This is a genomic window from Methanosphaera sp. (genome assembly GCF_022768985.1).
GTDB lineage: Archaea > Methanobacteriota > Methanobacteria > Methanobacteriales > Methanobacteriaceae > Methanosphaera.
Genome location: NZ_JALEKL010000006.1, coordinates 23,065 through 46,389, shown reverse-complemented (window position 1 = coordinate 46,389; position 23,325 = coordinate 23,065). Strand labels below are relative to the sequence as shown.

Genomic DNA, 23,325 nt, shown 5'->3' with positions numbered 1-23,325 from the left:
TAAATGGATTAATTTAAGGTGGGATTTTAGGTAATGGATATGAATAATATAATTATTGATGATGAACTAATACTAGATACAAAAACATCAACAATAAGATCAAAAAATGATACACAGCAAAATAATATTATCAACAATAACATAGAAAAAATAGAACAAATACAAGCACAAGTAGATGAACTAGAAAAAATGACAGATAACATAGATAAAATAAATACAATAGAAAATATGTCACATAATCCTGGCATAATACTAAATATAGTTTTATCTATAATCTTCATACTAGTTGTAATACTTCTAGTAATATAATTAGGGGTGAATAGTATTGGTAGATAAAAAACAAGCAGCAGAAAATTGGCCACGAGAAACAGGAGACTATGATAGTGCAGATAGTGAAAGTTGTGTTGCTGTAGTATCACTAGGATCAAAGATGAATGAACCACTACTAGATGCTGGAGCTGCAATTGCAGGACCTCTACATACAGAAAATCTTGGAATAGAAAAGATGGTTGCAAACGTAGTTGCAAATCCAAATATACGTTATGTAATAGTATGTGGATCAGAAGTACAAGGACACATAACAGGACAGACAATCACAGCATTATATGAAAATGGTATAGAACCAGATACAAAGTCAATCATAGGATCAAAAGGAGCAATACCATTTGTTGAAAATCTAACAGAAGAATCAATAGCAAGATTCCAAGATCAAATAGAACTAGTTGACATGATAGATAATGAAAATCTGGATGAAATACAACAGAAAATAAAAGACTGTATAGCTAATGATCCTGGAGCATATCATGAAGAGGCAATGATTGTAAAACTTAATGAAAAACCAGAAGATGAAACAGATGATAACATAACAGATAATGACATACAAACAGTCACAACAACATCTGCAATGGTTGATGAAACATCAGTAAAAATTAATGAAATCCAAAATCATATCAAAGTTCTAGATATGCAGATAAAAAATACAACCACATATAAAAATCAAGAATCAGGATATGACATAGGAAAAATAGAAGGAATAGTTATAGGATTTATCTTAGCATTAATAATACTAGTACTAATATAAGAAGGTTAATTAAGATGTCAGATGATATAAATAAGAAAATAGATGAAATAAATGAACGTCTTAATATATTAGATGAAAAGCTTGATGAGAAAAATATACAATATTCACATAAAACATCAAGAAAAATGGGACGAGACATAGGAATATTATATGGAATAATAATAGCTCTAGTATTTATAATAATACTAATGAAATATGGAATAATCTAAAAAAGAATTGATGGGGAGTAGATTGGAAATGTTTAAATTTGAAAAAAAACAGGAAGTCTTTGATATTGGTGGAATAAAAGTTGGAGGACAACCTGGTGAATATCCAACAGTACTTGCAGGAACAATATTTTATGCAGGACATAACATAATATCTGATGAAAAAAAGGGAGAATTTGATAAACAAAAAGCAGAAGATCTTATAAATACAATGGATGAAATGACAGATACAACAGGAAATCCAAACATTGTACAGATATTTGGTGCAACAAGTGAGGCAATTGTAAAATATATAGACTTCATAGAATCAATAACAGATTCACCATTTCTTCTTGATTCAACATCAGCAGATGCAAGAATAACAGCAGCAAAATATGTAACAGAAAATGGGCTTGCTGAAAGATCAATATATAACTCAATAAATATGTCAATTGACTCAGATGAGATTGAAGCATTAACAGATTCAGATATTACATCATCAATAATTCTGGGATTTAATCCAACACAGCCAGGAGTAGAAGGAAAAATCAGTCTATGGGATGATGGAGCAGGAATACTAGAAAAAGGACTTCTTGAAATAGCACAAGATTGTGGAATATATAAACCATTAATGGATGTTGCAGTAACACCAATAGGACAAGGTGGAGGAAGTGCAATAAAAACCACAATAAATGAAAAAAGCAAATGGGGATATCCAGCAGGAAGTGGAGTACATAACGTACCATCAGCATGGAGTTGGGTAAAAGACTATAAAAAACAACATCCAGAAGTATGGCCTGTATGTGATGTTGGAGCAAATATAATTCAGCAAATGGCAGGAGGAGACTTTGTACTTTTCGGTCCTATTGAAAATACAAGAATGGCATTTAGTGCATGTGCAATGACAGATATGTTCATTGCAGAGGCAAATGAAGCAATAGGAATAGATGCCATAGATTCACATCCATATAAAAACCTACTATAAAAAAGGAGTTTATGATGCAGGAATATATTGAAATTGAAAATACTACAAAAGATGTTATAGTCGATAACTTCTACACAGTACTTTCTGTAGAACTTGGAAATACAACAATAAAATCATTTATCATAACAACAAATCTTAAGACAAATAAAAGCTATCTTATAAATAAATGTGTAAAACTAACACGTAACATACGAAGTCCCCTTGCTGGTGAAGAGGTATTTGGAAAAACAATCTGGCAAAAGCCATTATCAAAAGAGGCAATTGTAGATTCAATTTATGATATAATATGTGAATGTTTAAGTGGTGCACAGCTTGAAGTAGATGATCTTGACTTTGTTGTCAGATCAACTGGAATTGTTGCAGTAGCAGAACTTTCTGATATGATGGGAGTTATAATTAAAGCATTATCTGATGGATGTTTAAAATGTGGTATTACACCCTCACAGATGAAAGCACCATTTAAGCTTGATAATATTCCACAACATATACGTAGATATTCATTTTTCAATACAATAGAATTTGATGGATCAATTGTAAGTGTAAATCCAGCATATAAGGCATTAGTATCAAATCAGATGGAAAGTGAACTTGTAAATGCTGGTATAAAGCTTGCATCTAAAAATTCATTAGTTGACTTTAGAAATCCTGTTATGTCAATTGATATGGGAACAACACTTGCAGGATGTATAGTGGATAGTTCTACTCCCTATGCAAATACACTATGTTACTTTATTGGAGTTGCAGGTGCAATATCTGACATTCTACTTCGTGGATGTGAAATAATAAATGAATCAGACTCAGCAATAGATGTAGATGAAAGTGTATATAGTATTGAAAACTACGATGAAATAGGACAAAATACACAAAAAATTCATGAATATATCACAGTAGATGAAGTACCACCAGATGTTAGTGAATATGGTGGTGTAAAAGTTGATAGAAGTGAATATAATGATAGTTCAATTAAAGTTATAGGATCAAAAATTGATGATGAAAAAAAGTTAATTGAAACATTTAATAGATGTATCAAAAACTACAACAATGATGAGATAATGCTTCAAATTGATGATATTAATGCATACTTAATTAAAAGAATTGTATGTAAATGTAAGAAACTTAATCTTATATGTCAGGATATGTCTGTTGGAATTACTGGGCGTGCTGCAATTACAGGATGTAAAAGACAACTAACAACAGATTATATAAGTGATATTTTTGATGATATAATATTTATGCAAGATGGTCTTGCTCTTGGTGCTCTTATGATGGCACGTTGTATGAATTCACTTGGAAGTCCAATAAATCCTATAGGTGGACTTAAAAATGGTATGTGTATAATGCAGCAAAGAGTAGCATATAACAAGAAATAATATTCTCCACACCCACTTTTTTTACTTTTTTTTAAATAAATTAAAAATATTCAATAAAAAAAAGTGTCTAGTTTTATAATAAAAAAAATAGTTTTAAAAAAAAGATTAAAAAGATGAATTACGATTATATATCGTATTCACCTGTTACACTCATCTTTTCAAGACGTTTAATTCTGTCTTCTGTTGATGGGTGTGTTGAAAATAGATTAAGAAGTTTTTGACCTGCACCTTCAAATGGGTTTATAATAAACATATGTGCATCTGTAGGTTTTGCATCCATTGGTTGGTCTATAATTCCTGATTCTATTTTACGAAGTGCATCAGCAAGTGCAAGTGGATTTGATGTAATCATTGCACCTGTTGCATCTGCTTTATATTCACGTGAACGGCTAATTGCAAGTTGTATAATTGATGCAGCAATAGGTGCTATAATTGCAACAAGTATTGATGCAATTGCTCCACCACCATCTTCATCATCTGCAAAGAATACTGCATATCTTCCAAGATCTGCAACCATTGTTATCATACCAGCAACTGTTGCTGCAACTGAGCTTATGAGAATATCCCTATTTTTAATATGACCTATTTCGTGAGCTAAAACTCCTTTTATTTCATCATGTGTAAGTAAATTGAGAATTCCTGATGTTGCTGCTACTACTGCGTGATCTTCATTACGACCTGTTGCAAATGCATTAGGTTCATATGATGGTATTATTGCTACTTTTGGTTTTTTGATTCCTGCATTATTTGCAAGTTCTGTTACGATTTCATGTAATACTGGTGCTTCTTCTGGTGTTACAATCTTTGCATTATATGCACTTAGTGTAATTGAATCTGAATAGAAGTATGATATGAAGTTCATACCAACTGCAAGTACAAATCCAATAATAATTCCAAGAGATGCTAAGTGGAATATTGATCCTATAATTCCACCTATAACTATTAGAATTCCTGTAAGTGATCCGAGAAGAAGTACTGTTTTAAAATTTTCAAACATTTTCTTTCAAATCCTTTAAATTTTATAGATCATATATTAAAAAAAATATATTGATTTATATAGTTATTTTATTACATCTTATATAAAAACTTAGATAAAAAAGTTTATAAAAATTGAAATATATTCATAGATTTTTAATATTACTTTAGATAAAGTATTAACTAAATTAATTAACTTTAATAATTGAATTATTTTATATTAAAAATAGGGATGGTTTTTAAAAAAATGACTACTGCTTTAATAATGGCTGGTGGTAAAGGCACTAGGATGGACTTGGATTATGAAAAGCCAATGATTAAGGTAAATGGACGACCAATGATTAGCTATGTTATTGAAGCTTTAATTGAATCTGAATTTATTGATAAAATTCTAGTGGCAGTAAGTGATAATACTCCATATACATCTGAGTATGCAAAGAAGTTTCCAGTAAGAGTTATTCATACAGATGGTGAAGGATATATTGAGGATCTTGCAAGCATATTATCTAATCGTAAGTATGTAGAAGAAGATGAAGTTATTATGACCATTGTTGCTGATCTTCCATTTATCACTGGTGAACAGATTGATGATGTTTTAGATAACTACTATAAACGTGGTAAGCCTGCAATGTGTGTTAGTGTACCTGCTTCTTTATTTAAAAAGTATAGAATTACACCTACACTTGTTTATAAGGGTCTTGTACCTACTGGTGTTAATCTTCTTTTGGCAAATAATGAAGAGCAAGATCAAAGTATTTATGAATCACATAATGTTGAGCTTGCATTTAATATTAATACATTAAATGATTTGAATTTATCAGAGCATTATATTAAAAAATAAATAAATTTATATAAATTATCTATTCATAGATATATATTATAGTAAAAAAATATTTTTATTAATATTACCAACATGTTAATTTTTAATTTTAAAAACTAGAAATGGAATTTAGACCATTATTAGAAGACAAGTAAATAAAATGAAATAGATTGGGTGGAATTAATGACAGAACGCGAACTAATTAAAGGTGAAGAAAAATTATGGGCAGATATTTATGATTATCAAGTAGCAACAAGTAATGCTCGTATTCTTGGAACCTTACATGAACTTGAAATCGATGAAAAAACAGGTAAAATCACAGACATCATTGTAAAAACAGATCCAGAAAGAAACATATCTTTTAAAGGTGCTAAACGTAATGGAGATTTACTTGTTGTACCATTTAGTAAAGTAGAAAAAGTTGGTGAATTTATAATTATATCAGGGTAGTAATTAAGGAAATTATTTATTTCTTTTTTTATTATTTTAATTCTTTTTTTTTGAGTAATATATTGTCTTACTAACTTTTTTTATTATTACTTAGAATTTTCTTATTTTTTTATAATTTTTGAATTATTTTTATCAGAATTATATGTGTGGTTTAATTTTTTATAGATTTATTTAATATATTGATAAAATTAGTAGTTTTATTTAATTAAAATAGTAGTTTTATATAAAAAAAGGTGTTTGGAAGGGGAGGTATTGTAGTATCTTGGGTGATTACATTCCTTCCATACTTAAGTCAATTAATCTTTTTGTTTCTTTTGCAAGTTCATCAGGTAATCCTTTAATGTCTATGTCAAGGAATCCTCTTACAATCATTGATGCTGCTTCATCTTCTGTTAATCCTCTAGCCATTAGGTATTGGATTTCTTCTTCTGCGATTTTTCCTACTGCAGCTTCGTGTGATAATTCCATATCTGTACATTGTCCACCAAGTTCAGGTATTGAGTATATTTTTGATTCATCAGATAAAATTAATCCCATACATTCAAGGTGTCCACGTACATCTTTGGATAGTCCTACAAGATCTCCTCTTGTATATATTGTTGATTGATCTTCTGATATTGCACGTGTGATCATTTCTGTTTGTGAGTTTTCTCCTTTAAGTATTGTTCTTGATCCTTGATCTATGTTTGAATCTTCTTTTCCTGCAAGTATTGATTGGAAGAATACTTTTGTGTTTTTACCATTTGCATATGCTGTTGGGTATGATTGTAGGTTGTGTACAGGTTTTGCTAGGATGTAGTTTGATATGTATGTTGAGTCATCATCCATTATTACTCCTGTTCTTGGTCTTACATCTACATCTTGTGCCCAGTTGTGTACCATGGTAAATGTTATTTTTGCACCTTTTTTAAGGTAGAATTCTGATACTCCAATGTGTGCTGCTTTATCAACGTGTGCTGCTGTTGAACATCCTGTGATGATGTTTATTTCTGAGTTTTCTTCAGCTATAATTATGTTGTGTGCTGTTTGTTGTACATCTTCATTTTCAATGTACATACATGCTTGTACAGGTAGTTCTAGTTTTGTATTAGGTTGGCTTCTTATGAAGTATCCACTTCTTGCACCTAGTTCTGTGTTTGCTGTATATTTATCTGCATCTACTGCTACTGCTTTCCACATATAGTCTGGTAACCAGTCGTATTTATCAAGTGCTTGTTTAATTCCCATTACTTCTACGCCTGGATACATGTTTTGTACGAGTACTTCTGATTGATCCATTTGTAAAAATGATGCTGATCTTTCTTCTTCATCTGTTTCCATTCCTACACTTGCAAGTGTTTCAAGATCTACTTTGTCGAGATCTTCGAGTGAATCAATTCTTTCATGTTCAAATTCATCTGCTGCTTCAAATTCTGATAAGTCTACATCTGCTCCTATTGGTGCTTTTTTATCTGCTGCTTTTTCTGCTTTTTGTTTTAATGATACCATACTTATACACCTCCAAATCCTGATTCTCTTATTGTATCTAGTATTTCTTTAGGTTCTCCACTTGCTACTATTACACCGTCTTTTAGAACGTGTGCATCTGTTGCATTTACAAAGTCAAGTATGTATCCTAGGTGAGTGATGAGTAATCCACCTTTTTGACTATCTGAGTTGTCTTGGTCTAGTAGTGTTTTTATTTCTTTTGAAATAAGTTCTACATTTTCTATGTCTACTCCTGAGTCTGGTTCATCAAACATGATGAAGTCTGGTTTTTGTGCTAGTAGTTGGAGTAGTTCTGATCTTTTTACTTCTCCTCCTGAAAATCCTACATTTACATCACGATTTAGGAATGAGTCGTTGAGTTTTAGTCTTTCTCCTAGTTGTTTTACATCTTCTGTTAGTTCTTCATCTGTTTTGTATTCGTGTTTTGAATCTTCTATTTTAAGAAGATCTTCAAGTTTTACTCCACGTATTGCTGGTGGGTTTTGGAATGTTACACCTAGTCCTAGTTTTATTCTGTCTGGTGTTTCCATATTTGTTATGTCTTGACCTTTGTATATGATTTGTCCACCAGTTATGTTGTAGTTTGGAAATCCTAGTATTGTCATAAAGAGTGTACTTTTTCCTGCACCATTTGGTCCTAATAAAACGTGTGTTTCTCCTTCGTTGATTTTAAGGTTTACTCCTTTTAATATCTCTTTGCCTTCTACTTCTACTTTTAAATCTTTTATCTCAAGTAGCATTCAATCACCCTGTTAAAGTTTTATCTATATAATTAATTGTTTAAATTGAATAATTTTTTTCTTAAGAAAAATATATTTCCATATATAATATAATTTTTAATTTTATATTTGTTATCTTTTATAATTAACGCTTGTTATATTTTCTATATCTTTTTTATAAAGTGGTTATTTTAACATTGTTAAATTTTTACTTTTGTTATTATAATGTTGTTATATAGATTTTTTTTATTAAATTATTATTTTTTAATTTTCAATTTAATAATTTATCATAATTTATCATAGTTATTTTTTAAGCTAACCTAAAAATTTAATTATTTTTTCAAAAAAAAATAAAAAACACAAAAAAATTTAAAAAAATTCTATTTTAAAAAAGAAGCATTCTAAGGCGTTTTTTTATAAAATTTTTGTATACCAAAATATCCAAAAAACCAAGAAAATTTCATTCATTATATTTAAACTTAATGGTTGGTTTTATAAAACAACCTTTATAATAATAAGTAATATTATATAGTATTGTACATTATTATTTTAGTTTGTACATTTTTAAAGAATTGTACTTTTAACTGGTACAATTTGTGTTTAATATTATAAAATGCTCTAAGGAGCATTATTAGTTTACAGATTATTTAATAAAATAAATAATCATGTTTTTTTTTAATAGGAGGAAAAATAATGGCTAACGATGAAATTAAAATAATCGTTTTCAGTTGTAACTGGTGCTGCTACGGTGGAGCAGATACAGCAGGAACATCAAGAATGCAATACCCACCTAACATAAGAATGATAAGAGTAATGTGCTCAGGAAGAATTGAACCTCAATTTATCCTCAAAGCTCTAAGAGAAGGAGCAGACGGAGTATTCGTTGGTGGATGTCACATGGGAGACTGCCACTACAGTACAGGTAACTACAAATTCGACAGAAGAATGAGATTAATCTACAGATTATTAGATGAACTCGGACTCGAAAGAAGCAGAGTACAACACGACTGGATTTCAGCTTCTGAAGGTGAAAAATTCGCTACAACAATCAGAAGAGTAACAGCAGAAATCGAAGAACTCGGTCCATCCCCACTTAAAGATATATTAGCTCAGGAGGATTAAATATGGCAGAAAAAACAAAAATAGCAACAATGTGGTTAGGAGCATGTTCAGGATGTCACATTGCTTTAACAGATTTACACGAATTATTATTAGATGTATTAGACGTTGCTGAATTTGAATTCAGCCCAGTATTAATGGATGTAAAATACGACGAAATTCCAGATGATATTGATATAGTATTAATTGAAGGTGGAATCGTAAACGATGAAAACGAAGAACTTGCAAAAGTTTTAAGAGAAAAAGCAAAAATGGTTATCGCTTACGGAACATGTGCTGAATTCGGAGGAATTCCTGGATTAGGAAACTTATTCACAAGAGAAGAATTAGAAGAAGAAGCATACCTTAACTCAATATCTACAGTAAACCCTGACAAAATCATACCTAGCGAAGGTGTACCACACCTCAAAAGCAGAGTAAGACCATTATCAGACGTAATTAAAGTAGATGCAGCATTACCAGGATGCCCACCTAAATCAGAAGTAATTGCACAAGTAATTATCTCACTCGTAAAAGGTGAAGAATTAGAAATTCCTGATAACAACCTTTGTGATGTATGTGAAAGAGAAAAACCACCTACGTCAATGGCTATGGACACCATCAAAAGACCTTGGGAAGTTGGAGCAACAGACAAAGACTTATGTTTAATCCCACAAGGTATTATTTGTTTAGGTCCTGCAACACGTCCTTTATGTGGAGCACAATGTCCTTCAGTAGACACCCCATGTCGTGGATGTTACGGACCAACTGACAAAGTTATTGATGCAGGAGCAAAAATGATAAGTGCTATCGCATCAGACTTCGGTGTAGAAGAAGATACAACAGTAGATCCAGAACAAGTTGCAAACGAAATTGAAGATGTAGTAGGAACATTCTACACATACACATTACCAGCAGCTTTAATTCCTGTAAAACTTAGAAACTAGATTTGTTATTTTATTATATTAGGAGGAATATTTAAATGGTAGAATTAACATTAGAACCTGTTACAAGAATTGAAGGTCACGCAAAAATTACCGTAGACCTTGATGAAGAAGGAAATGTAAAAGATACAAAATTACACGTAATGGAATTCAGAGGATTTGAAAAATTCTTACAAGGAAGACCAATTGAAGAAGTACCTAGAATCGTACCAAGAATCTGTGGTATTTGTGATGTACAACACCACTTAGCAGCAGCTAAAGCATGTGACCAAATCTTCGGATTTAACGATGATGAAATATATCCAGCAGCTTACAAAATGAGAGAAATCATGAACTGGGCTTCTGTAATGCACTCACACACATTAAGTTTCTACTTCTTATCAGCTCCTGACTTTATTGCAGGATCAGACAGAAAAACAAGAAACGTATTCAAAATCATCGAAGACAAACCTGAATTAGCTAAAAAAGCTTTAGAACTAAGAAGAAACTCACAAGATATCGTAGCTGCTATCGGTGGAAGACCAATTCACCAAGTATCAAACACACCTGGTGGAATTACCACTGAATTAACAGACGAAGAACAAAAAGACAACTTAGTAAAAGCACAAAGAGCTCTTGAACTCTCACTCGATACCTGGGATGTAGCTCAACCTATCTTTGAAGAAAACATGGACTTAATCAAAACATTAGGAAATGTTGAAACATACCACTGTGGTCTTGTTGACAAAAAAGATGGAAGTTGGGATATGTACAACGGTAACGTAAGATTATGCGACAAAGAAGGTAAAAAATACGCAGAATTCGGATCAGAAGAATACCCTGACTACATGGCAGAATCTGTAAAACCATACTCCTGGTTAAAATTCCCATACATTAAAGATTTAGGATACCCAGAAGGTATCTACAGAGTAGCTCCTCTATCAAGAATTAACGTATGTACAAAAATGCCTGACCCAGCTGAAATGGCACAATCATACTTAAATGAATTCAGAGACAACTTCGGATACGCACAAGAACCTTTATTATTCCACCCTGCAAGATTAATAGAACTTGTAGCATCTGCTGAATTAGCAGTAGACGGACTTGAAGGAGACTTATCCGGACAAAAACGTCCTGAAGCAATCGACCGTGATCAAATCACAGGTAAAGGTGTAGGTATTGTAGAAGCATCAAGAGGTACCTTAACCCACCACTACGAAACTGATGAAAACGGTTTAGTAACAAAAGCAAACATTGTAGTAGCTACAGTACAAAACAACCCAGCTATGGAAATGGGAATTCAACAAGTAGCTAAAAACTACATTAAACCTGGTGTAGAAGTAGATGACAAAATCTTCAACTTAATGGAAATGGTTATTCGTGCATACGACCCATGTCTATCATGTGCAACCCACCAGTTAGATACCCAAATGCAACTTTCCACAGTGGAAATTTACGACCACATGGGTAACTTAGTTAAAAAAATGTAAGTAAAAATCTAAAAATACAATCTTTCTTATATTAGATAAGAAAGTGGGTAATTACATTATAAAATAAGTAAAAGATGGAGCAGAACTTTTCTGTTTTTTCTCCTTATTTATTTTATTTCAAATAATCAAAAATAATCAAAATATTTTATTAGTTTATCTTTTATTCTAATTAGATATTGTATTTAATATATTGTTTGTAGCATTCTTTAAACAATTATGACTAAAATAATACAAATTAGGGAACATGAATTTATTAGTATAAAAAAAATTAGCTTTTGACTAAATGAATCATGTTTTTTTATTTTTTTTTAAAATCAAATTTCTTTTTTTTAATTTAGAGCTTTATTTAATTTTAAATTCTATTTTTATCAAATTATATATACTTGGAGTTTATGCTTTTTTTGTGAAAATTTAACAACCTTTATATATTACAAAATAAGAGATATTTTAAATGTAGTTAAGAGTGTTAAATTATTTAATTAATGCTCCTTCTATAAAACATTTTAGAATCATTTTTTTAGAAAAAATTCATTCCATAAAGGATATGTAACATTTCATATTTTTTTGGAGAATAATTCAATTAGAGAAACGCGAAAGAAAAATTAAATTTAGACCTAAATCTTATATCCACATATAGGATCGGTTTATTCTTTAATTTTTTTTTAAAATGTGAAAATCTTATTTTATTAGCTTATTTTTATATTATTAATTTTATTATATTCATCTGTGTATTTTATAATTTTATCAGCATTGAATTGTTTGCTTGTTTTATCAGGATATATTCCAGTTATGCAATTTAGTGCAACTTTCATATTTTCGGTGATATTATTGTTGTTATTTGTTGCATATTGAAGTTTTATTTTTACATCAGGTAGTATAACTCTCAGTATTGCAAGCATTTTTTGCAGGTAATCTTTTTTATATTGTGGATGATATTCACCAGGTGTATCACAGAAGGGATCATATCCTATAACTTGTATTGTTTTTGGATTAATTTTAATAAGATTATTTAATGTATTTGTGATATCATGGTATGATTCATTATAATTTATCATTAATTCATATACTATGTTAATTTTATCATTAGTTGTTGTTATTTCATCAACTTTAGCTTTGTTGTTTTTGAATTCTTTAAGAGGATTTACATTTGAAGGTAGGTATGTTGTATTCATATAATCAATAATAATAGAATCAACAACATCATTATTATTAATTTCAAAATAATCATCAATACTTGAAAATTTAACATTAACATCAACACCATATTTTGAAACAATACCAAGAAGATGTTCAAGTTCATAAAACTTACAATCACTCTTAGAAAAACAATTAATTCCACCAATATTATACTTACTAATATCTCGAAGTTTATATTCTATAATATTTTGAATATATAATGGATTATACTGACGTTTAGATTCATCACGTCTAAAACCACAACTTGGACAGTTATCAACAACAGCATAACTGAAAGGTTGATAAAGATCACATTCAAATGATAGTGGCAAATTACAATTTCTTTGATTTTTAGCAGCCTTATTATATAATATATTAAGATTCTCACCATCTTGATGATCAAATATATTCGTTATAAATTCTTGTGTTATTTTTCTATTTCCTAAAATATCATCCATAAAAATCCCATACTCTCTTATTTAACATTTAATTTAAAATTACTTGATTTTCATTTACCTAAATTTAAAATATAAATTTTATAATAATTATAAATCATGATAATTAATTCTTTATTATCTATTTATAATTTAACTTAAAAATAAGCATTTTAGCTATAACTAAATTTTTACTGAAATTATAAAAACTTTTATATGTAAATTTTATTAAATATTTCAAATGTAAGAATATTTCATTACAAATACAAATAAATGTATTACAAAATATTCAACTAATGTATACTTTTGTATTACTTCATGATTGAATACTACAATGAATACAGTTATTACTAAAATCAATGAATTCTAAAATCACAACTTCAATTACAAGTTGTTTCCTTTTATGAATTGCTATGCTTTGTATGATATATTTGAACACAATTATGGAAATGTATTTTTAGATAATAGTTGGAGGGATGTTTTTCAATTATTTAAGTTTAACAAAAAAGATAAATTAGTCTTTTTATAAGCTGAATCTTTTTTCACAAACTACATTATTATGTATGAAATGTTTATAATTTTTATTTCATTAATTATTTTTACCAACTAAATAAACAATGAGCAAAATATGATTATAGCAGTGAAAATAAGAAAATAATAAAGAAAATATCAGACCCGGAATGAATATGATAATTTCATTTCTTAATGAATATGAATTTAAGAGGTGTACATATAAATGCCAACATATGACGATAAAATAGATTTGTATGGGGTAGACGGAAAACTTTTAGAAGAACAAGTACCTCTAGAAGCAGTAAGTCCTGTAATTAACCCAACAATAAAAAACATTATACAAGAAATTAAGCGTTCAGTAGCTATTAACTTAGCAGGTATTGAAAAATCTTTAGCAAACGGAGCTTACGGTGGAAAAGCTAATTTTGTTCCTGGAAGAGAATTAGAATTAGACATCGTAGATAACGCAGCTGTTATTGCTGAAAAAATAGAAAAAATATTAAAAGTTGAAGAAGACGACGACTTAAATGTTGAACTATTAAACGGTGGAAAACAGTTATTAGTACAAGTTCCTTCAGTAAGATTAGCAACTTCAGGTGACTACTCAGTAGCACCATTAGCATCAGGAGCAGCTTTAGTACAAGCTATTCTCGATACTTTCGATGTAAACAAATTCAATGCTTCTGAAATTAAAACAGCAGCAATGGGTGGATATCCTCATAACGTAAAATTAGGTGGAGCAGTAACCACATTACTCGGTCAAACAACTCACCTTGAAGGTTTAGGATACAGTTTAAGAAACATTGGAGTAAACCACGTAGTAGCAATTACTAAGAAAAACACACTCAACGCAGTAGCATTATCATCAATCCTCGAACAAAGTGCAACCTTTGAAATGGGTGACGCTATCGGTGCATTCGAAAGAAGCCACCTTTTAGGATTAGCATACCAAGGATTAAACGCAAACAATATGGTTTATGAATTAGTAAAAGAAAATGGTAAAGCAACACTCGGTGACGTAGTTGAAGCAACAATCTCCAGAGCATTAGATGATGGAGTAATCAGAGTAAAAGAAACATTAGCATCCGGATACAAAGTTTACGAACCAGTTGACTGGGCTTTATGGAATGCATACGCAGCATCAGGTCTCGTAGCATCAACAATCGTAAACGTAGGTGCAGCAAGAGCAGCACAAGGTGTAGCATCTTCAATCTTATACTTTAACGATATCTTAGAATACGAATCAGGATTACCTGGTGTAGACTTCGGTAAAGTAATGGGTACAGGTGTAGGTATGAGTTTCTTCTCACACGGTATTTACGGTGGTGGAGGACCTGGTATTTTCAACGGTAACCACGTAGTAACAAGACACAGTAAAGGATACGCAATACCATGTAACGCAGCTGCTATGTCATTAGATGCAGGAACACAGATGTTCTCTGTAGAATCAACATCAGCACTCGTTGGAGAAGTATACGGTAGTGTAGACCAATTAAGAGAACCAGTTAAATATGTGGCTGAAGGAGCAGGTCAAGTAAAAGATAAAATCTAAATTAGGAGGAAATTAGTATGACAACAGAAGCAAATCAACAAGAAGAAGTAGATGTTATCAAAGCAACAGATGTTAAAATATTTCCAGATAGAATATTAAAACCAAAAACAGCAGAGAAGATACTTAATGAATTAATGGACTTTGATGGAGTTTTACGAGTTTTACTAAATGGAGAAAAATTACCCACAGTAGTTACTATGGGTCCTGCAAAAGGAACACCTGTAAATCATACAGATAGAACTACTATCAATGTTAAAGGTAATGACGTACCATTACAAGTTTCTGTTGGTGAGATCATATTAACAGTCCAATTAGATAAGCTTGAAGATTTTGTGGAAAAAACTAATGAAGTTTTAGATGAAGTTCTTAACTTTGGATACACAGTAAAAACTGGAGTATTTACAAAAACCACAACAACAGTTTCAGATTACATGAAATATGGAAAAGGTTTTGAAGGAAGAATTGATTCAAGACTCATAGGATTAGTTGATCCAAATACAAAATCATCAGAAACCATAAGATATATTAGGTGATTGTAAATGGCATATGACGTACAATATTATCCTGGTGAAAGTGTTATTGCAGAAAACCGTAAAAAACACATGAACAAGGATTATGAACTTAAAAAACTTAGAAATATTGCAGATGACGATATAGTAAAACTCTTAAGTCACAGAAACCCAGGAGAAGGTTACAAAACAGTACACCCACCTCTTGACGAAATGGACTTTGAAGAAGACGATATGAAAGATTTCGTAGAACCAATCGACGGTGCTAAAAAAGGAATCCGTATCAGATACATCCAATTTGCTGACTCAATGTACAACGCTCCTGCTCAACCTTACGACAGAGCAAGATCATACATGAGAAGATACAGAGGAGTAGATACAGGTACACTCTCAGGAAGACAAGTTATCGAAATGAGAGAATCTGACTTAGAAAAAGTATCAAAAGAATTACTCGAATCCGAATTCTTCGATACAGCAAAAACAGGATTAAGAGGAGCAACAGTACACGGACACTCCTTAAGACTTGACGAAAATGGTTTAATGTTCGACGCATTACAAAGATACGTATACGACGAAGAAAAAGATCACGTAGTTTACGTAAAAGATCAAGTAGGAGTAGAACTTGATGAACCTATCGATGTAGGAGAACCATTACCAGAAGACGAACTTAAAAACATTACCACAATCTACAGATACGATAACGTAAGTCTCAGAGACGACCCAGAAGTTATTAAAGTAGTAGAAGATGTTCACTTCGCAAGAACATTCGGTGGATATGGATTAGACGTATTCGATAAAGATTTACAAAGTAAATTAGGTGGTAACCAATGAATACAGAAAAAAAATTATTCTTAAAGGCTTTACAAGAAAAATTTGATGAAGACCCTGCAGAAGAAAACACTAAATTTTATTGTTACGGTGGATGGGAACAATCCGCTAGAAAAAAAGAGTTCAATGAAGAAGCTCAAAAAGCTATTAACGAAAAACGTGGAGGACTTCCATTCTACAACCCAGATATAGGAGTACCTCTCGGACAGAGAAAATTAATGGCTTACCAAGTATCTGGAACAGACACATACGTTGAAGGAGACGACCTTCACTTCTGTAACAACTCAGCTATCCAACAATTAACAGACGATATTAAAAGAACAATTATCGTAGGTATGGATACAGCTCACGGTGTACTTGAACAGAGATTAGGAGTAGAAGTAACTCCTGAAACAATCAACGAATACCTTGAAACAATCAACCACGCACTCCCTGGAGGAGCAGTTGTACAAGAACACATGGTAGAAGTTGACCCTGGACTTGTAGCAGATTCATACGCAAAAATCTTCTCAGGTGACGATGAATTAATCGACCAAATCGATTCAAGATTTGTAATTGATATTAACAAACAGTTCCCTGAAGAACAAGCTGAAATGCTCAAAAAATACATAGGTAAAAAAACCTACCAAGTAAGTAGAGTACCTACACTTGTAGTACGTGCTTGTGACGGAGGTACAACCTCAAGATGGTCTGCTATGCAGATCGGTATGAGTTTCATTTCTGCATACAAATTATGTGCAGGAGAAGCAGCTATTGCTGATTTCTCATACGCAGCAAAACACGCAGATGTTATCTCAATGGCAAGTGCTATGCCAGCAAGAAGAGCAAGAGGACCAAACGAACCTGGAGGAGTAACCTTCGGTGCATTCTCTGATATGGTACAAACCAGCAGAGTAAGTGAAGATCCAGCAGAAATCACCTTAGAAGTAATCGGTGGAGCAGCACCACTTTACGACCAAGTATGGTTAGGTTCATACATGTCAGGTGGAGTAGGATTTACACAATATGCTACAGCAGCATACACAGATGAAATCTTAGATGACTTCATATACTACGGTAAAGATTACGTAGAAACAAAATACGGCGGATTAGCACAAACCGAATCCAGCACAGATGTAGTAAGAGACATTGCTTCAGAAGTAACCTTATACGGACTTGAACAATACGAAATCCCTGCAGCACTCGAAGACCACTTTGGTGGATCACAGAGAGCAGCTGTACTTGCAGCAGGTGCAGGTTGTTCAGTAGCATTCGCAACCGGTAACTCAAACGCAGGTCTTAACGGATGGTACTTAAGTCAATTATTACACAAAGAAGGACACAGCAGATTAGGATTCTACGGTTACGATTTACAAGATCAATGTGGATCATCCAACACACTTTCAATTAGAAGTGATGAAGGACTTATTCACGAACTAAGAGGACCTAACTACCCTAACTACGCAATGAACGTAGGTCACCAACCTGAATACGCAGGTATTGCACAAGCACCTCACGCAGCAAGAGGAGACGCATTTGCACTCAACCCACTTATAAAAGTTGCATTCGCAGATGAGATGCTTGACTTCGATTGGGCACACCCAAGAAAATGTATCGCAAAAGGTGCAGTAAGAGAGTTCATGCCTAGTGGAGAACGTGACTTAATCAACCCAGCTTTATAAGTTGAGTTACTGTAATAAGTTATAAATTCAAAAATGCTTTAGAAAAACAAAGAGTAATATTAGGTTACATTTAATAGTAATGACTATGAAATATTATTACGTGAAACTTAGTTGTTTCATATATTAATATGGCATTAAATCTTACGACATACTTATGATCTGACAGGTTTAATTCATTTAGTATACAAAAAAAGATTTTTATAAGTAAAAGTAGGCAAGATACGGACCTGTATTACCTCAGGTAGACAAGGAATCGGTCTGCACTGCTTATCTAATATAGAAACTTTACGTAGTTATAGATCACATGATTTATGAATTAGATAAAATCTATTCATACTCTTTTTTCTTTAAAACATTTTTTTAAAAATAAAAATAATTCTTTTTCTAAATAAATTTTAAAACTAATTTTTCAATATTTAATTTTCTAATTTTTAATAAAATTCTTTCTAAAATAATTTCTACTTTATAATAATACTTAATCTACTAAATAAAAAAAAGATAAATAGTAAAAAGGGTGTTATGTAGGGTGGGGAATTTAAGTTCTAGTTTTAGTAGATGTATTTTGCATCATATTTATAGACATCTTGCATATCTGCTATTATGTTTCCACGATTTATTGTCATAATATTTGATCCAGTATATTCTCTATTTTCAAATGGTGTGTATTTTCCCATTGTTTTAAATTCATCTACATCTATTTTTCCAGATTTTTTCATATCTACTATAGTGAAGTCTGCATCATATCCTGTTTTTATTTCTCCCTTATTTTTCATGTTAAATATCTTTGCAGGATTTGTACTTGTCTTTTCAACTACATCTTTTAGTGTGATATTTCCATTATTTACCTCTGTTAGTAGAAGTTTAAGTGTTACTTCAAGTCCTGGTATTCCTGATGCTGTAGTCCATGTATTTTTATCTTTTTCCTCTAGTGTGTGTGGTGCATGATCTGTTCCTATTGAATCTATATCAGGTAAATTAGTTAGTGTTATGTTATGATTTTTATCACGAAGTGGAGGATTTGTTTTTGCACGCATTCCATATGTGTTGTATGTTTCATTATCTAAAAATAGATGATGTGGTGTTGCTTCAACTGTTATGTTAATCTTACTTTTTGCCTCATTTACTAGTTCAAATGTGTCACGACAACTTAGATGACAGATGTGAAGTTGTATGTTATATTTCTTTGCAAGTTCTATTGCACGATTTACTGCTATGAATTCTGCCATTGCACTTCTTGCATAGGAGTATGTTGTAAGTTTCATATCATTTTTAGCATCTGCACTTAGTGTTTTTATGTTATAGTCAACTAGTGTTTTATCTTCACAGTGAAGTAGTAGTGGCTTATTTGTATCTTGAATGTAGCTAAACATTTCATCAAGCTGACTGTTGTCATGTAAGTCCATAAATATTTTATATGCTGCAGGTTTTAGTGTTAGTATTTCATCTACATCTTTTTTTGTTTTTACACCAGCATTTAGTGCAAAGTCTGTATATGAATGTTTTAATGCATTTTCTTGTTTATCTTTAAATGCCTTATATGTATCTGTTTTTGGTATTGTATTTGGCATATCTACAATTGTTGTATATCCACCATTTGCTGCTGCTTGTGATCCTGTAGTCCATGTTTCTTTATGTGTTAGTCCTGGATCTCTTAGGTGTACATGTGTATCTATAAGTCCTGGTATTATGATGTTTTCTTTTATATCTATTATGTTATCTGTTGTTGTATCTGATGTTTTTAATGTTTTTTTAATTGAACTTATTTTTCCATCATCTACTATGATATTTACAACTTCATTATCTATCATTTTACAGTTTTTAAGTATGATATTTCCCATTTCTATCCACAACCCCATTTGTTATTTCTAGGTATTTGTTGTTATTATGATATTTTTTCTTATTTTTATAAGTTATTTATTATAATTACTTCTAACTAATAGTATTGTATAGTATCATTTTTGATAATTTATATTTATAATTTAGGAGTTATTAGGAAAAATGGATATTTCAGATTTTGCTGAGAAGATAATTTTAGAAGATATGGAAACTTTTTATAAGGATTTAAATTCTGAGAAGATAGAATATACATCAAATAAGAATATATATCCTGTTATTGCAGATTTTACAGAGTATTCTCCTATGCATAATGGACATATGTATTGTATGAATGAATCAAAACGACTTCATCCTGAAGCTTTATTTGTAGCTGTTATTCCAGGTCTTTTTGAAAGAAATGGTCGTGGTCTTCCATACATACTTACACGCCAGAAGAGGGCTGAAATTGCAGTTTCGCTTGGTGCAGATATTGTAGTTGAAGGTCCACCTATGGGGGTTATGGGATCTGGTCAATATTCACTTTGTCTTGCTAAGATGTTTAAGGCATTAAATGCTGATTATATTCCAAGAGGATATATTAGTAATGACCCTAAATTTAAAATAATACTTGATACCATAAATAATGGTATAGCAGTTGCACCAAAACCATATAAGATAATTCGAATGGAAGATAAAAAGGTGTTGCTTGAGGGAAAACTACATAATGATGATTATGTTATTGTTTCTCTTTCAAAATCATTAACAAAGGTTGACTTTGATTATAAAAACAAATTTATTTTTATTCCTAGATTAGAAAATGTAAGTGGAACAATTATACGTCAGAAAGTATCAGAAAATCGATTTGATGAACTTAGTGACATGCTTCCAGATGAAACAATCAATGTTTTAAAATCTGAAGTAGAAGAAAATAGAGCACCTCTACATGATGTAAGATGTGAGAAATTAATTTTAGATGTTGCAAATAATTATGATGAGGCAAAATTATCTCAACTTACACTAATGGATGATGTGACTGTGAAAAATATCATGGAAAACAGACCATTTAGTAGTATAGATGCACTAAATGAATGTATAACATATGGTTTTAGTAAGCATAGAAAACAGAGAATTTTAAGTGTATTAGAGGCACCTATTTTAAAGAATGAAATACATAAATATATTAATAATTATCCACAAAAAATACGAGTTTTAGGATATAAAAACAAAGATGTTTTAAATAAGTTCAAACTTAATTTAAAAAATAATAATTTAATAGGAGCAATAGAATGCCAATAGATGAAAACGATTTTATAAAATTAAATTACACAGGAAGAGTAAAAGCTACAGGAGATGTATTTGATACAACATACGAAGAAGTAGCAGAAGAAGCAGGAATTAAAAACGAACAAAAAGACTACCATCCAATGGTTCTTGCTGTAGGTTCAACACAACTTATTGCAAAACTCCACGATGAAATCAAAAAACTTGATGTAGGAGATAAAAAAACAGTAGAAATACCAGCAGAAGAAGCATTCGGTAAAAGAGACCCAAGTCTTATTCAATTAATTCCAATGAGAGAATTTAAAAAACAAAACATCAGACCATTTGTTGGTATGCCAATCAGCCTCCAAGGAAACACAGGTGTTGTAAGAACAATCGATGGTGGACGTGTAAGAGTAGACTTCAACCATGAACTTGCAGGTAAAGATATTGAATATGAAATTGAAATTGTAGACACAATTGATGATGATGAAGAAAAAATCAAAGGATTAATTGAAGTATACTACGGAAATCCAAACCTTGATTTAGAAAAAACAGAAATCACAATTGAAGATGGAGTAGCAAAAATTAAACTCGATCAACTCGCAGGATTTGAACAAAGATCAGTTCAAGATGTAACATTATCCAAATTTAGAGTTGCAAGAGAAGCATACACAAACATCGAAGGTGTAGACAAAGTTCAATTCGTAGATGAATACGAAGAACCTAAAGAAGAAGAAGCAGATGCTGAAGCAGCAGAAGATGTTCCTGAAAAATTAGCAGACGAAGAATAGATACACAAGCTTTTATAAAAAAAGGGGGAAAAATAAGATAGATTGGTGGTTAAAGACCAATTTATTTGGATCTTCTTTTTTTTTGAATTATTATACAATTTCTGATGTCATTTCCACAACTTTTTCACAGTGGATGAGATCTTCAATTGTATTTAGCACAGTTGTTATTTTCTCATTTTCAATGTAGCATATTAGCTTATTTTTATCAACATGTGCATCAAGAAAACCTTCATTATCAGGATAAAGACTATCATATGCAATTTTAGCATATTTTTCATTGTTATATGTGAATGTTATTTTAGTTTTTATTTTCATATACTTAGTGTATTTTTTTCTAGATAGATAAATTTTATTTTTAATATCTATGTGAAAATATTAAGGTAATTTTTTAGTAATTATTTTAAAAATTAACACTATTTTTATATAATATCTAAAACATAACATAAACTAGTATATTATAATTTCATGAATTATTGTTTTCATGTTCAAATTATATTTAAAAAAATCTTTTTCAAATATTAAAAGAGAAGAAAGAAAAGTTTTTTTTACCTTAAGATAAAATTAATAGATTACATCATTTGATGTTGATACATTAGGAAAGGTTTTTTTTATATTATTTTTTATTAATCAGGAGGAAAAATCAATGGTAAGACCATACACAAGAAAAGATTATATTAGAAAAATCCCATCATCAAAAATTGTACAATACGATATGGGAAATTTATCAGAAGACTTCCCATTAGAAGTTACATTAGAAGTTAAAGAACACACCCACTTATCACACAATTCTTTAGAAGCAGCAAGGATTGCAGCTAACAGATACTTACAAAGAACAACAGGTAAAATGGGATACAGATTAAAAATCAGAACATACCCACACCACATTGTACGTGAAAACCCAATGGCAACCGGTGCAGGTGCAGATAGGGTACAGAGCGGAATGAGAGGAGCTTTCGGTAAAGCTGTAAGTTCAGAAGCTTTAGTACGTGCAAACCAAAAAATTATCACAGCTTATGTTAATGCAAAAGACTTTGAAAAAGCAAAAGTTGCACTTAACAGAGCAGGTATGAAATTACCTGTAAGCTGCAGAATAGTTGTAGACAAAGGACAAGATCTTGTTCAATTCTAAATATAAGAAAATTATTTAATTATAATTTTTCTTTTAGAAATTATATAAAAAGAAGATAATGGATTATCAT

General features: G+C 31.0%; 23 protein-coding genes. 17 read left to right on the top strand and 6 right to left on the bottom strand.

The window, feature by feature from the left end:
- Positions 1-33: 33 nt before the first annotated feature.
- The 5 genes from MRZ80_RS02775 to MRZ80_RS02755 are packed head-to-tail and all read left to right on the top strand — an operon-like array spanning position 34 to position 3,621.
- Complete coding sequence (locus MRZ80_RS02775; RefSeq protein ID WP_292535966.1) at positions 34-309, top strand: hypothetical protein; 276 nt, start codon at positions 34-36, stop codon at positions 307-309.
- Positions 310-325: 16 nt separating this feature from the next.
- Positions 326-1,081 (top strand): tetrahydromethanopterin S-methyltransferase subunit A, encoded by a 756-nt coding sequence (mtrA, locus tag MRZ80_RS02770; RefSeq protein ID WP_292535964.1) that lies wholly within the window; start codon positions 326-328, stop codon positions 1,079-1,081.
- Positions 1,082-1,095: 14 nt separating this feature from the next.
- Positions 1,096-1,290 (top strand): tetrahydromethanopterin S-methyltransferase subunit G, encoded by a 195-nt coding sequence (gene mtrG / locus MRZ80_RS02765; protein ID WP_292535963.1) that lies wholly within the window; start codon positions 1,096-1,098, stop codon positions 1,288-1,290.
- Positions 1,291-1,318: 28 nt separating this feature from the next.
- Complete coding sequence (gene mtrH / locus MRZ80_RS02760; RefSeq protein WP_292535961.1) at positions 1,319-2,251, top strand: tetrahydromethanopterin S-methyltransferase subunit H; 933 nt, start codon at positions 1,319-1,321, stop codon at positions 2,249-2,251.
- Between the two features lie 11 nt (positions 2,252-2,262).
- Positions 2,263-3,621, top strand: coding sequence for a methanogenesis marker 14 protein (locus tag MRZ80_RS02755; protein ID WP_292535960.1), 1,359 nt, complete (start codon positions 2,263-2,265; stop codon positions 3,619-3,621).
- Between the two features lie 124 nt (positions 3,622-3,745).
- Here the strand turns inward: MRZ80_RS02755 and MRZ80_RS02750 are convergent, their stop codons facing one another.
- Positions 3,746-4,618 (bottom strand): zinc metalloprotease HtpX, encoded by an 873-nt coding sequence (locus MRZ80_RS02750; protein ID WP_292535958.1) that lies wholly within the window; start codon positions 4,616-4,618, stop codon positions 3,746-3,748.
- Positions 4,619-4,843: 225 nt separating this feature from the next.
- On the opposite strand from MRZ80_RS02750, the gene MRZ80_RS02745 reads away from it, so the two are divergent.
- Both MRZ80_RS02745 and MRZ80_RS02740 read left to right on the top strand, forming a co-directional pair.
- Positions 4,844-5,437 carry an NTP transferase domain-containing protein gene (locus MRZ80_RS02745; protein WP_292535957.1) on the top strand — a complete coding sequence of 198 codons (594 nt, stop codon included), beginning with the start codon at positions 4,844-4,846 and terminating at the stop codon, positions 5,435-5,437.
- 162 nt (positions 5,438-5,599) lie between these two features.
- A complete protein-coding gene (locus MRZ80_RS02740) occupies positions 5,600-5,866 on the top strand; it encodes a PRC-barrel domain-containing protein (protein ID WP_292535955.1) in 267 nt (88 codons plus the stop codon).
- Positions 5,867-6,136: 270 nt separating this feature from the next.
- Here MRZ80_RS02740 and MRZ80_RS02735 read toward each other — a convergent pair whose 3' ends face one another.
- Both MRZ80_RS02735 and sufC read right to left on the bottom strand, forming a co-directional pair.
- Positions 6,137-7,354, bottom strand: a complete 1,218-nt coding sequence (locus tag MRZ80_RS02735) for a SufD family Fe-S cluster assembly protein (protein WP_292535953.1) — start codon at positions 7,352-7,354, stop codon at positions 6,137-6,139.
- Positions 7,355-7,356: 2 nt separating this feature from the next.
- The gene (sufC, locus tag MRZ80_RS02730; RefSeq protein ID WP_292535951.1) at positions 7,357-8,094 is read right to left on the bottom strand and encodes a Fe-S cluster assembly ATPase SufC; all 738 of its coding nucleotides are present in this window, start codon (positions 8,092-8,094) and stop codon (positions 7,357-7,359) included.
- Positions 8,095-8,766: 672 nt separating this feature from the next.
- Between sufC and MRZ80_RS02725 the strand changes: the two genes are divergently transcribed.
- Genes MRZ80_RS02725 through MRZ80_RS02715 form a run of 3 tightly spaced genes read left to right on the top strand, consistent with a single transcriptional unit; the run spans position 8,767 to position 11,584 of the window.
- Positions 8,767-9,195, top strand: coding sequence for a hydrogenase iron-sulfur subunit (locus MRZ80_RS02725; RefSeq protein WP_292535950.1), 429 nt, complete (start codon positions 8,767-8,769; stop codon positions 9,193-9,195).
- 2 nt (positions 9,196-9,197) lie between these two features.
- Positions 9,198-10,118, top strand: coding sequence for a F420-nonreducing hydrogenase (locus MRZ80_RS02720; RefSeq protein WP_292535948.1), 921 nt, complete (start codon positions 9,198-9,200; stop codon positions 10,116-10,118).
- Positions 10,119-10,153: 35 nt separating this feature from the next.
- Positions 10,154-11,584 (top strand): Ni/Fe hydrogenase subunit alpha, encoded by a 1,431-nt coding sequence (locus MRZ80_RS02715; protein ID WP_292535946.1) that lies wholly within the window; start codon positions 10,154-10,156, stop codon positions 11,582-11,584.
- Positions 11,585-12,270: 686 nt separating this feature from the next.
- Here the strand turns inward: MRZ80_RS02715 and MRZ80_RS02710 are convergent.
- On the bottom strand, positions 12,271-13,218 hold the full coding sequence (locus MRZ80_RS02710) for a hypothetical protein (RefSeq protein WP_292535944.1): 948 nt from the start codon (positions 13,216-13,218) through the stop codon (positions 12,271-12,273).
- Between the two features lie 712 nt (positions 13,219-13,930).
- On the opposite strand from MRZ80_RS02710, the gene mcrB reads away from it, so the two are divergent.
- Genes mcrB through mcrA form a run of 4 tightly spaced genes read left to right on the top strand, consistent with a single transcriptional unit; the run spans position 13,931 to position 18,257 of the window.
- Positions 13,931-15,259 (top strand): coenzyme-B sulfoethylthiotransferase subunit beta, encoded by a 1,329-nt coding sequence (gene mcrB / locus MRZ80_RS02705; RefSeq protein ID WP_292535942.1) that lies wholly within the window; start codon positions 13,931-13,933, stop codon positions 15,257-15,259.
- 17 nt (positions 15,260-15,276) lie between these two features.
- Positions 15,277-15,792 (top strand): methyl-coenzyme M reductase operon protein D, encoded by a 516-nt coding sequence (gene mcrD, locus MRZ80_RS02700; RefSeq protein WP_292535940.1) that lies wholly within the window; start codon positions 15,277-15,279, stop codon positions 15,790-15,792.
- 6 nt (positions 15,793-15,798) lie between these two features.
- Positions 15,799-16,599 (top strand): coenzyme-B sulfoethylthiotransferase subunit gamma, encoded by an 801-nt coding sequence (gene mcrG, locus MRZ80_RS02695; protein WP_292535939.1) that lies wholly within the window; start codon positions 15,799-15,801, stop codon positions 16,597-16,599.
- On the top strand, positions 16,596-18,257 hold the full coding sequence (mcrA, locus tag MRZ80_RS02690) for a coenzyme-B sulfoethylthiotransferase subunit alpha (RefSeq protein WP_292535937.1): 1,662 nt from the start codon (positions 16,596-16,598) through the stop codon (positions 18,255-18,257). The genes mcrG and mcrA overlap by 4 nt, the downstream gene beginning before the upstream one ends.
- A gap of 548 nt (positions 18,258-18,805) precedes the next feature.
- On the opposite strand, the gene MRZ80_RS02685 is transcribed toward mcrA, so the two are convergent.
- Positions 18,806-20,095 (bottom strand): dihydroorotase family protein, encoded by a 1,290-nt coding sequence (locus MRZ80_RS02685; RefSeq protein WP_292535935.1) that lies wholly within the window; start codon positions 20,093-20,095, stop codon positions 18,806-18,808.
- A 160-nt stretch (positions 20,096-20,255) separates the two neighbouring features.
- Between MRZ80_RS02685 and MRZ80_RS02680 the strand changes: the two genes are divergently transcribed.
- Positions 20,256-21,368, top strand: a complete 1,113-nt coding sequence (locus MRZ80_RS02680) for a nucleotidyltransferase family protein (protein WP_292535933.1) — start codon at positions 20,256-20,258, stop codon at positions 21,366-21,368.
- The gene (locus MRZ80_RS02675) at positions 21,359-22,126 is read left to right on the top strand and encodes a peptidylprolyl isomerase (protein WP_292535931.1); all 768 of its coding nucleotides are present in this window, start codon (positions 21,359-21,361) and stop codon (positions 22,124-22,126) included. The genes MRZ80_RS02680 and MRZ80_RS02675 overlap by 10 nt, the downstream gene beginning before the upstream one ends.
- Positions 22,127-22,216: 90 nt before the next feature.
- Here the strand turns inward: MRZ80_RS02675 and MRZ80_RS02670 are convergent, their stop codons facing one another.
- Positions 22,217-22,441, bottom strand: coding sequence for a KEOPS complex subunit Pcc1 (locus MRZ80_RS02670; protein ID WP_292535929.1), 225 nt, complete (start codon positions 22,439-22,441; stop codon positions 22,217-22,219).
- A 328-nt stretch (positions 22,442-22,769) separates the two neighbouring features.
- Here MRZ80_RS02670 and rplJ point away from each other — a divergent pair, with 328 nt between their 5' ends.
- Positions 22,770-23,255: a 50S ribosomal protein L16 gene (gene rplJ, locus MRZ80_RS02665; RefSeq protein WP_292535928.1), complete on the top strand. Its 486-nt coding sequence runs from the start codon at positions 22,770-22,772 to the stop codon at positions 23,253-23,255.
- Positions 23,256-23,325: the final 70 nt, after the last annotated feature.

Excerpts from the sequence above, each read along its gene's own strand:
- MRZ80_RS02775 (WP_292535966.1), top strand. The coding sequence starts at position 34 with ATGGATATGAATAATATAATTATTGATGATGAACTAATACTAGATACA.
- mtrG (WP_292535963.1), top strand. The coding sequence starts at position 1,096 with ATGTCAGATGATATAAATAAGAAAATAGATGAAATAAATGAACGTCTT.
- mtrH (WP_292535961.1), top strand. The coding sequence starts at position 1,319 with ATGTTTAAATTTGAAAAAAAACAGGAAGTCTTTGATATTGGTGGAATA.
- MRZ80_RS02755 (WP_292535960.1), top strand. The coding sequence starts at position 2,263 with ATGATGCAGGAATATATTGAAATTGAAAATACTACAAAAGATGTTATA.
- MRZ80_RS02750 (WP_292535958.1), bottom strand. The coding sequence starts at position 4,618 with ATGTTTGAAAATTTTAAAACAGTACTTCTTCTCGGATCACTTACAGGA.
- MRZ80_RS02745 (WP_292535957.1), top strand. The coding sequence starts at position 4,844 with ATGACTACTGCTTTAATAATGGCTGGTGGTAAAGGCACTAGGATGGAC.
- MRZ80_RS02740 (WP_292535955.1), top strand. The coding sequence starts at position 5,600 with ATGACAGAACGCGAACTAATTAAAGGTGAAGAAAAATTATGGGCAGAT.
- MRZ80_RS02735 (WP_292535953.1), bottom strand. The coding sequence starts at position 7,354 with ATGGTATCATTAAAACAAAAAGCAGAAAAAGCAGCAGATAAAAAAGCA.
- sufC (WP_292535951.1), bottom strand. The coding sequence starts at position 8,094 with ATGCTACTTGAGATAAAAGATTTAAAAGTAGAAGTAGAAGGCAAAGAG.
- MRZ80_RS02725 (WP_292535950.1), top strand. The coding sequence starts at position 8,767 with ATGGCTAACGATGAAATTAAAATAATCGTTTTCAGTTGTAACTGGTGC.
- MRZ80_RS02720 (WP_292535948.1), top strand. The coding sequence starts at position 9,198 with ATGGCAGAAAAAACAAAAATAGCAACAATGTGGTTAGGAGCATGTTCA.
- MRZ80_RS02715 (WP_292535946.1), top strand. The coding sequence starts at position 10,154 with ATGGTAGAATTAACATTAGAACCTGTTACAAGAATTGAAGGTCACGCA.
- MRZ80_RS02710 (WP_292535944.1), bottom strand. The coding sequence starts at position 13,218 with ATGGATGATATTTTAGGAAATAGAAAAATAACACAAGAATTTATAACG.
- mcrB (WP_292535942.1), top strand. The coding sequence starts at position 13,931 with ATGCCAACATATGACGATAAAATAGATTTGTATGGGGTAGACGGAAAA.
- mcrD (WP_292535940.1), top strand. The coding sequence starts at position 15,277 with ATGACAACAGAAGCAAATCAACAAGAAGAAGTAGATGTTATCAAAGCA.
- mcrG (WP_292535939.1), top strand. The coding sequence starts at position 15,799 with ATGGCATATGACGTACAATATTATCCTGGTGAAAGTGTTATTGCAGAA.
- mcrA (WP_292535937.1), top strand. The coding sequence starts at position 16,596 with ATGAATACAGAAAAAAAATTATTCTTAAAGGCTTTACAAGAAAAATTT.
- MRZ80_RS02685 (WP_292535935.1), bottom strand. The coding sequence starts at position 20,095 with ATGGGAAATATCATACTTAAAAACTGTAAAATGATAGATAATGAAGTT.
- MRZ80_RS02680 (WP_292535933.1), top strand. The coding sequence starts at position 20,256 with ATGGATATTTCAGATTTTGCTGAGAAGATAATTTTAGAAGATATGGAA.
- MRZ80_RS02675 (WP_292535931.1), top strand. The coding sequence starts at position 21,359 with ATGCCAATAGATGAAAACGATTTTATAAAATTAAATTACACAGGAAGA.
- MRZ80_RS02670 (WP_292535929.1), bottom strand. The coding sequence starts at position 22,441 with ATGAAAATAAAAACTAAAATAACATTCACATATAACAATGAAAAATAT.
- rplJ (WP_292535928.1), top strand. The coding sequence starts at position 22,770 with ATGGTAAGACCATACACAAGAAAAGATTATATTAGAAAAATCCCATCA.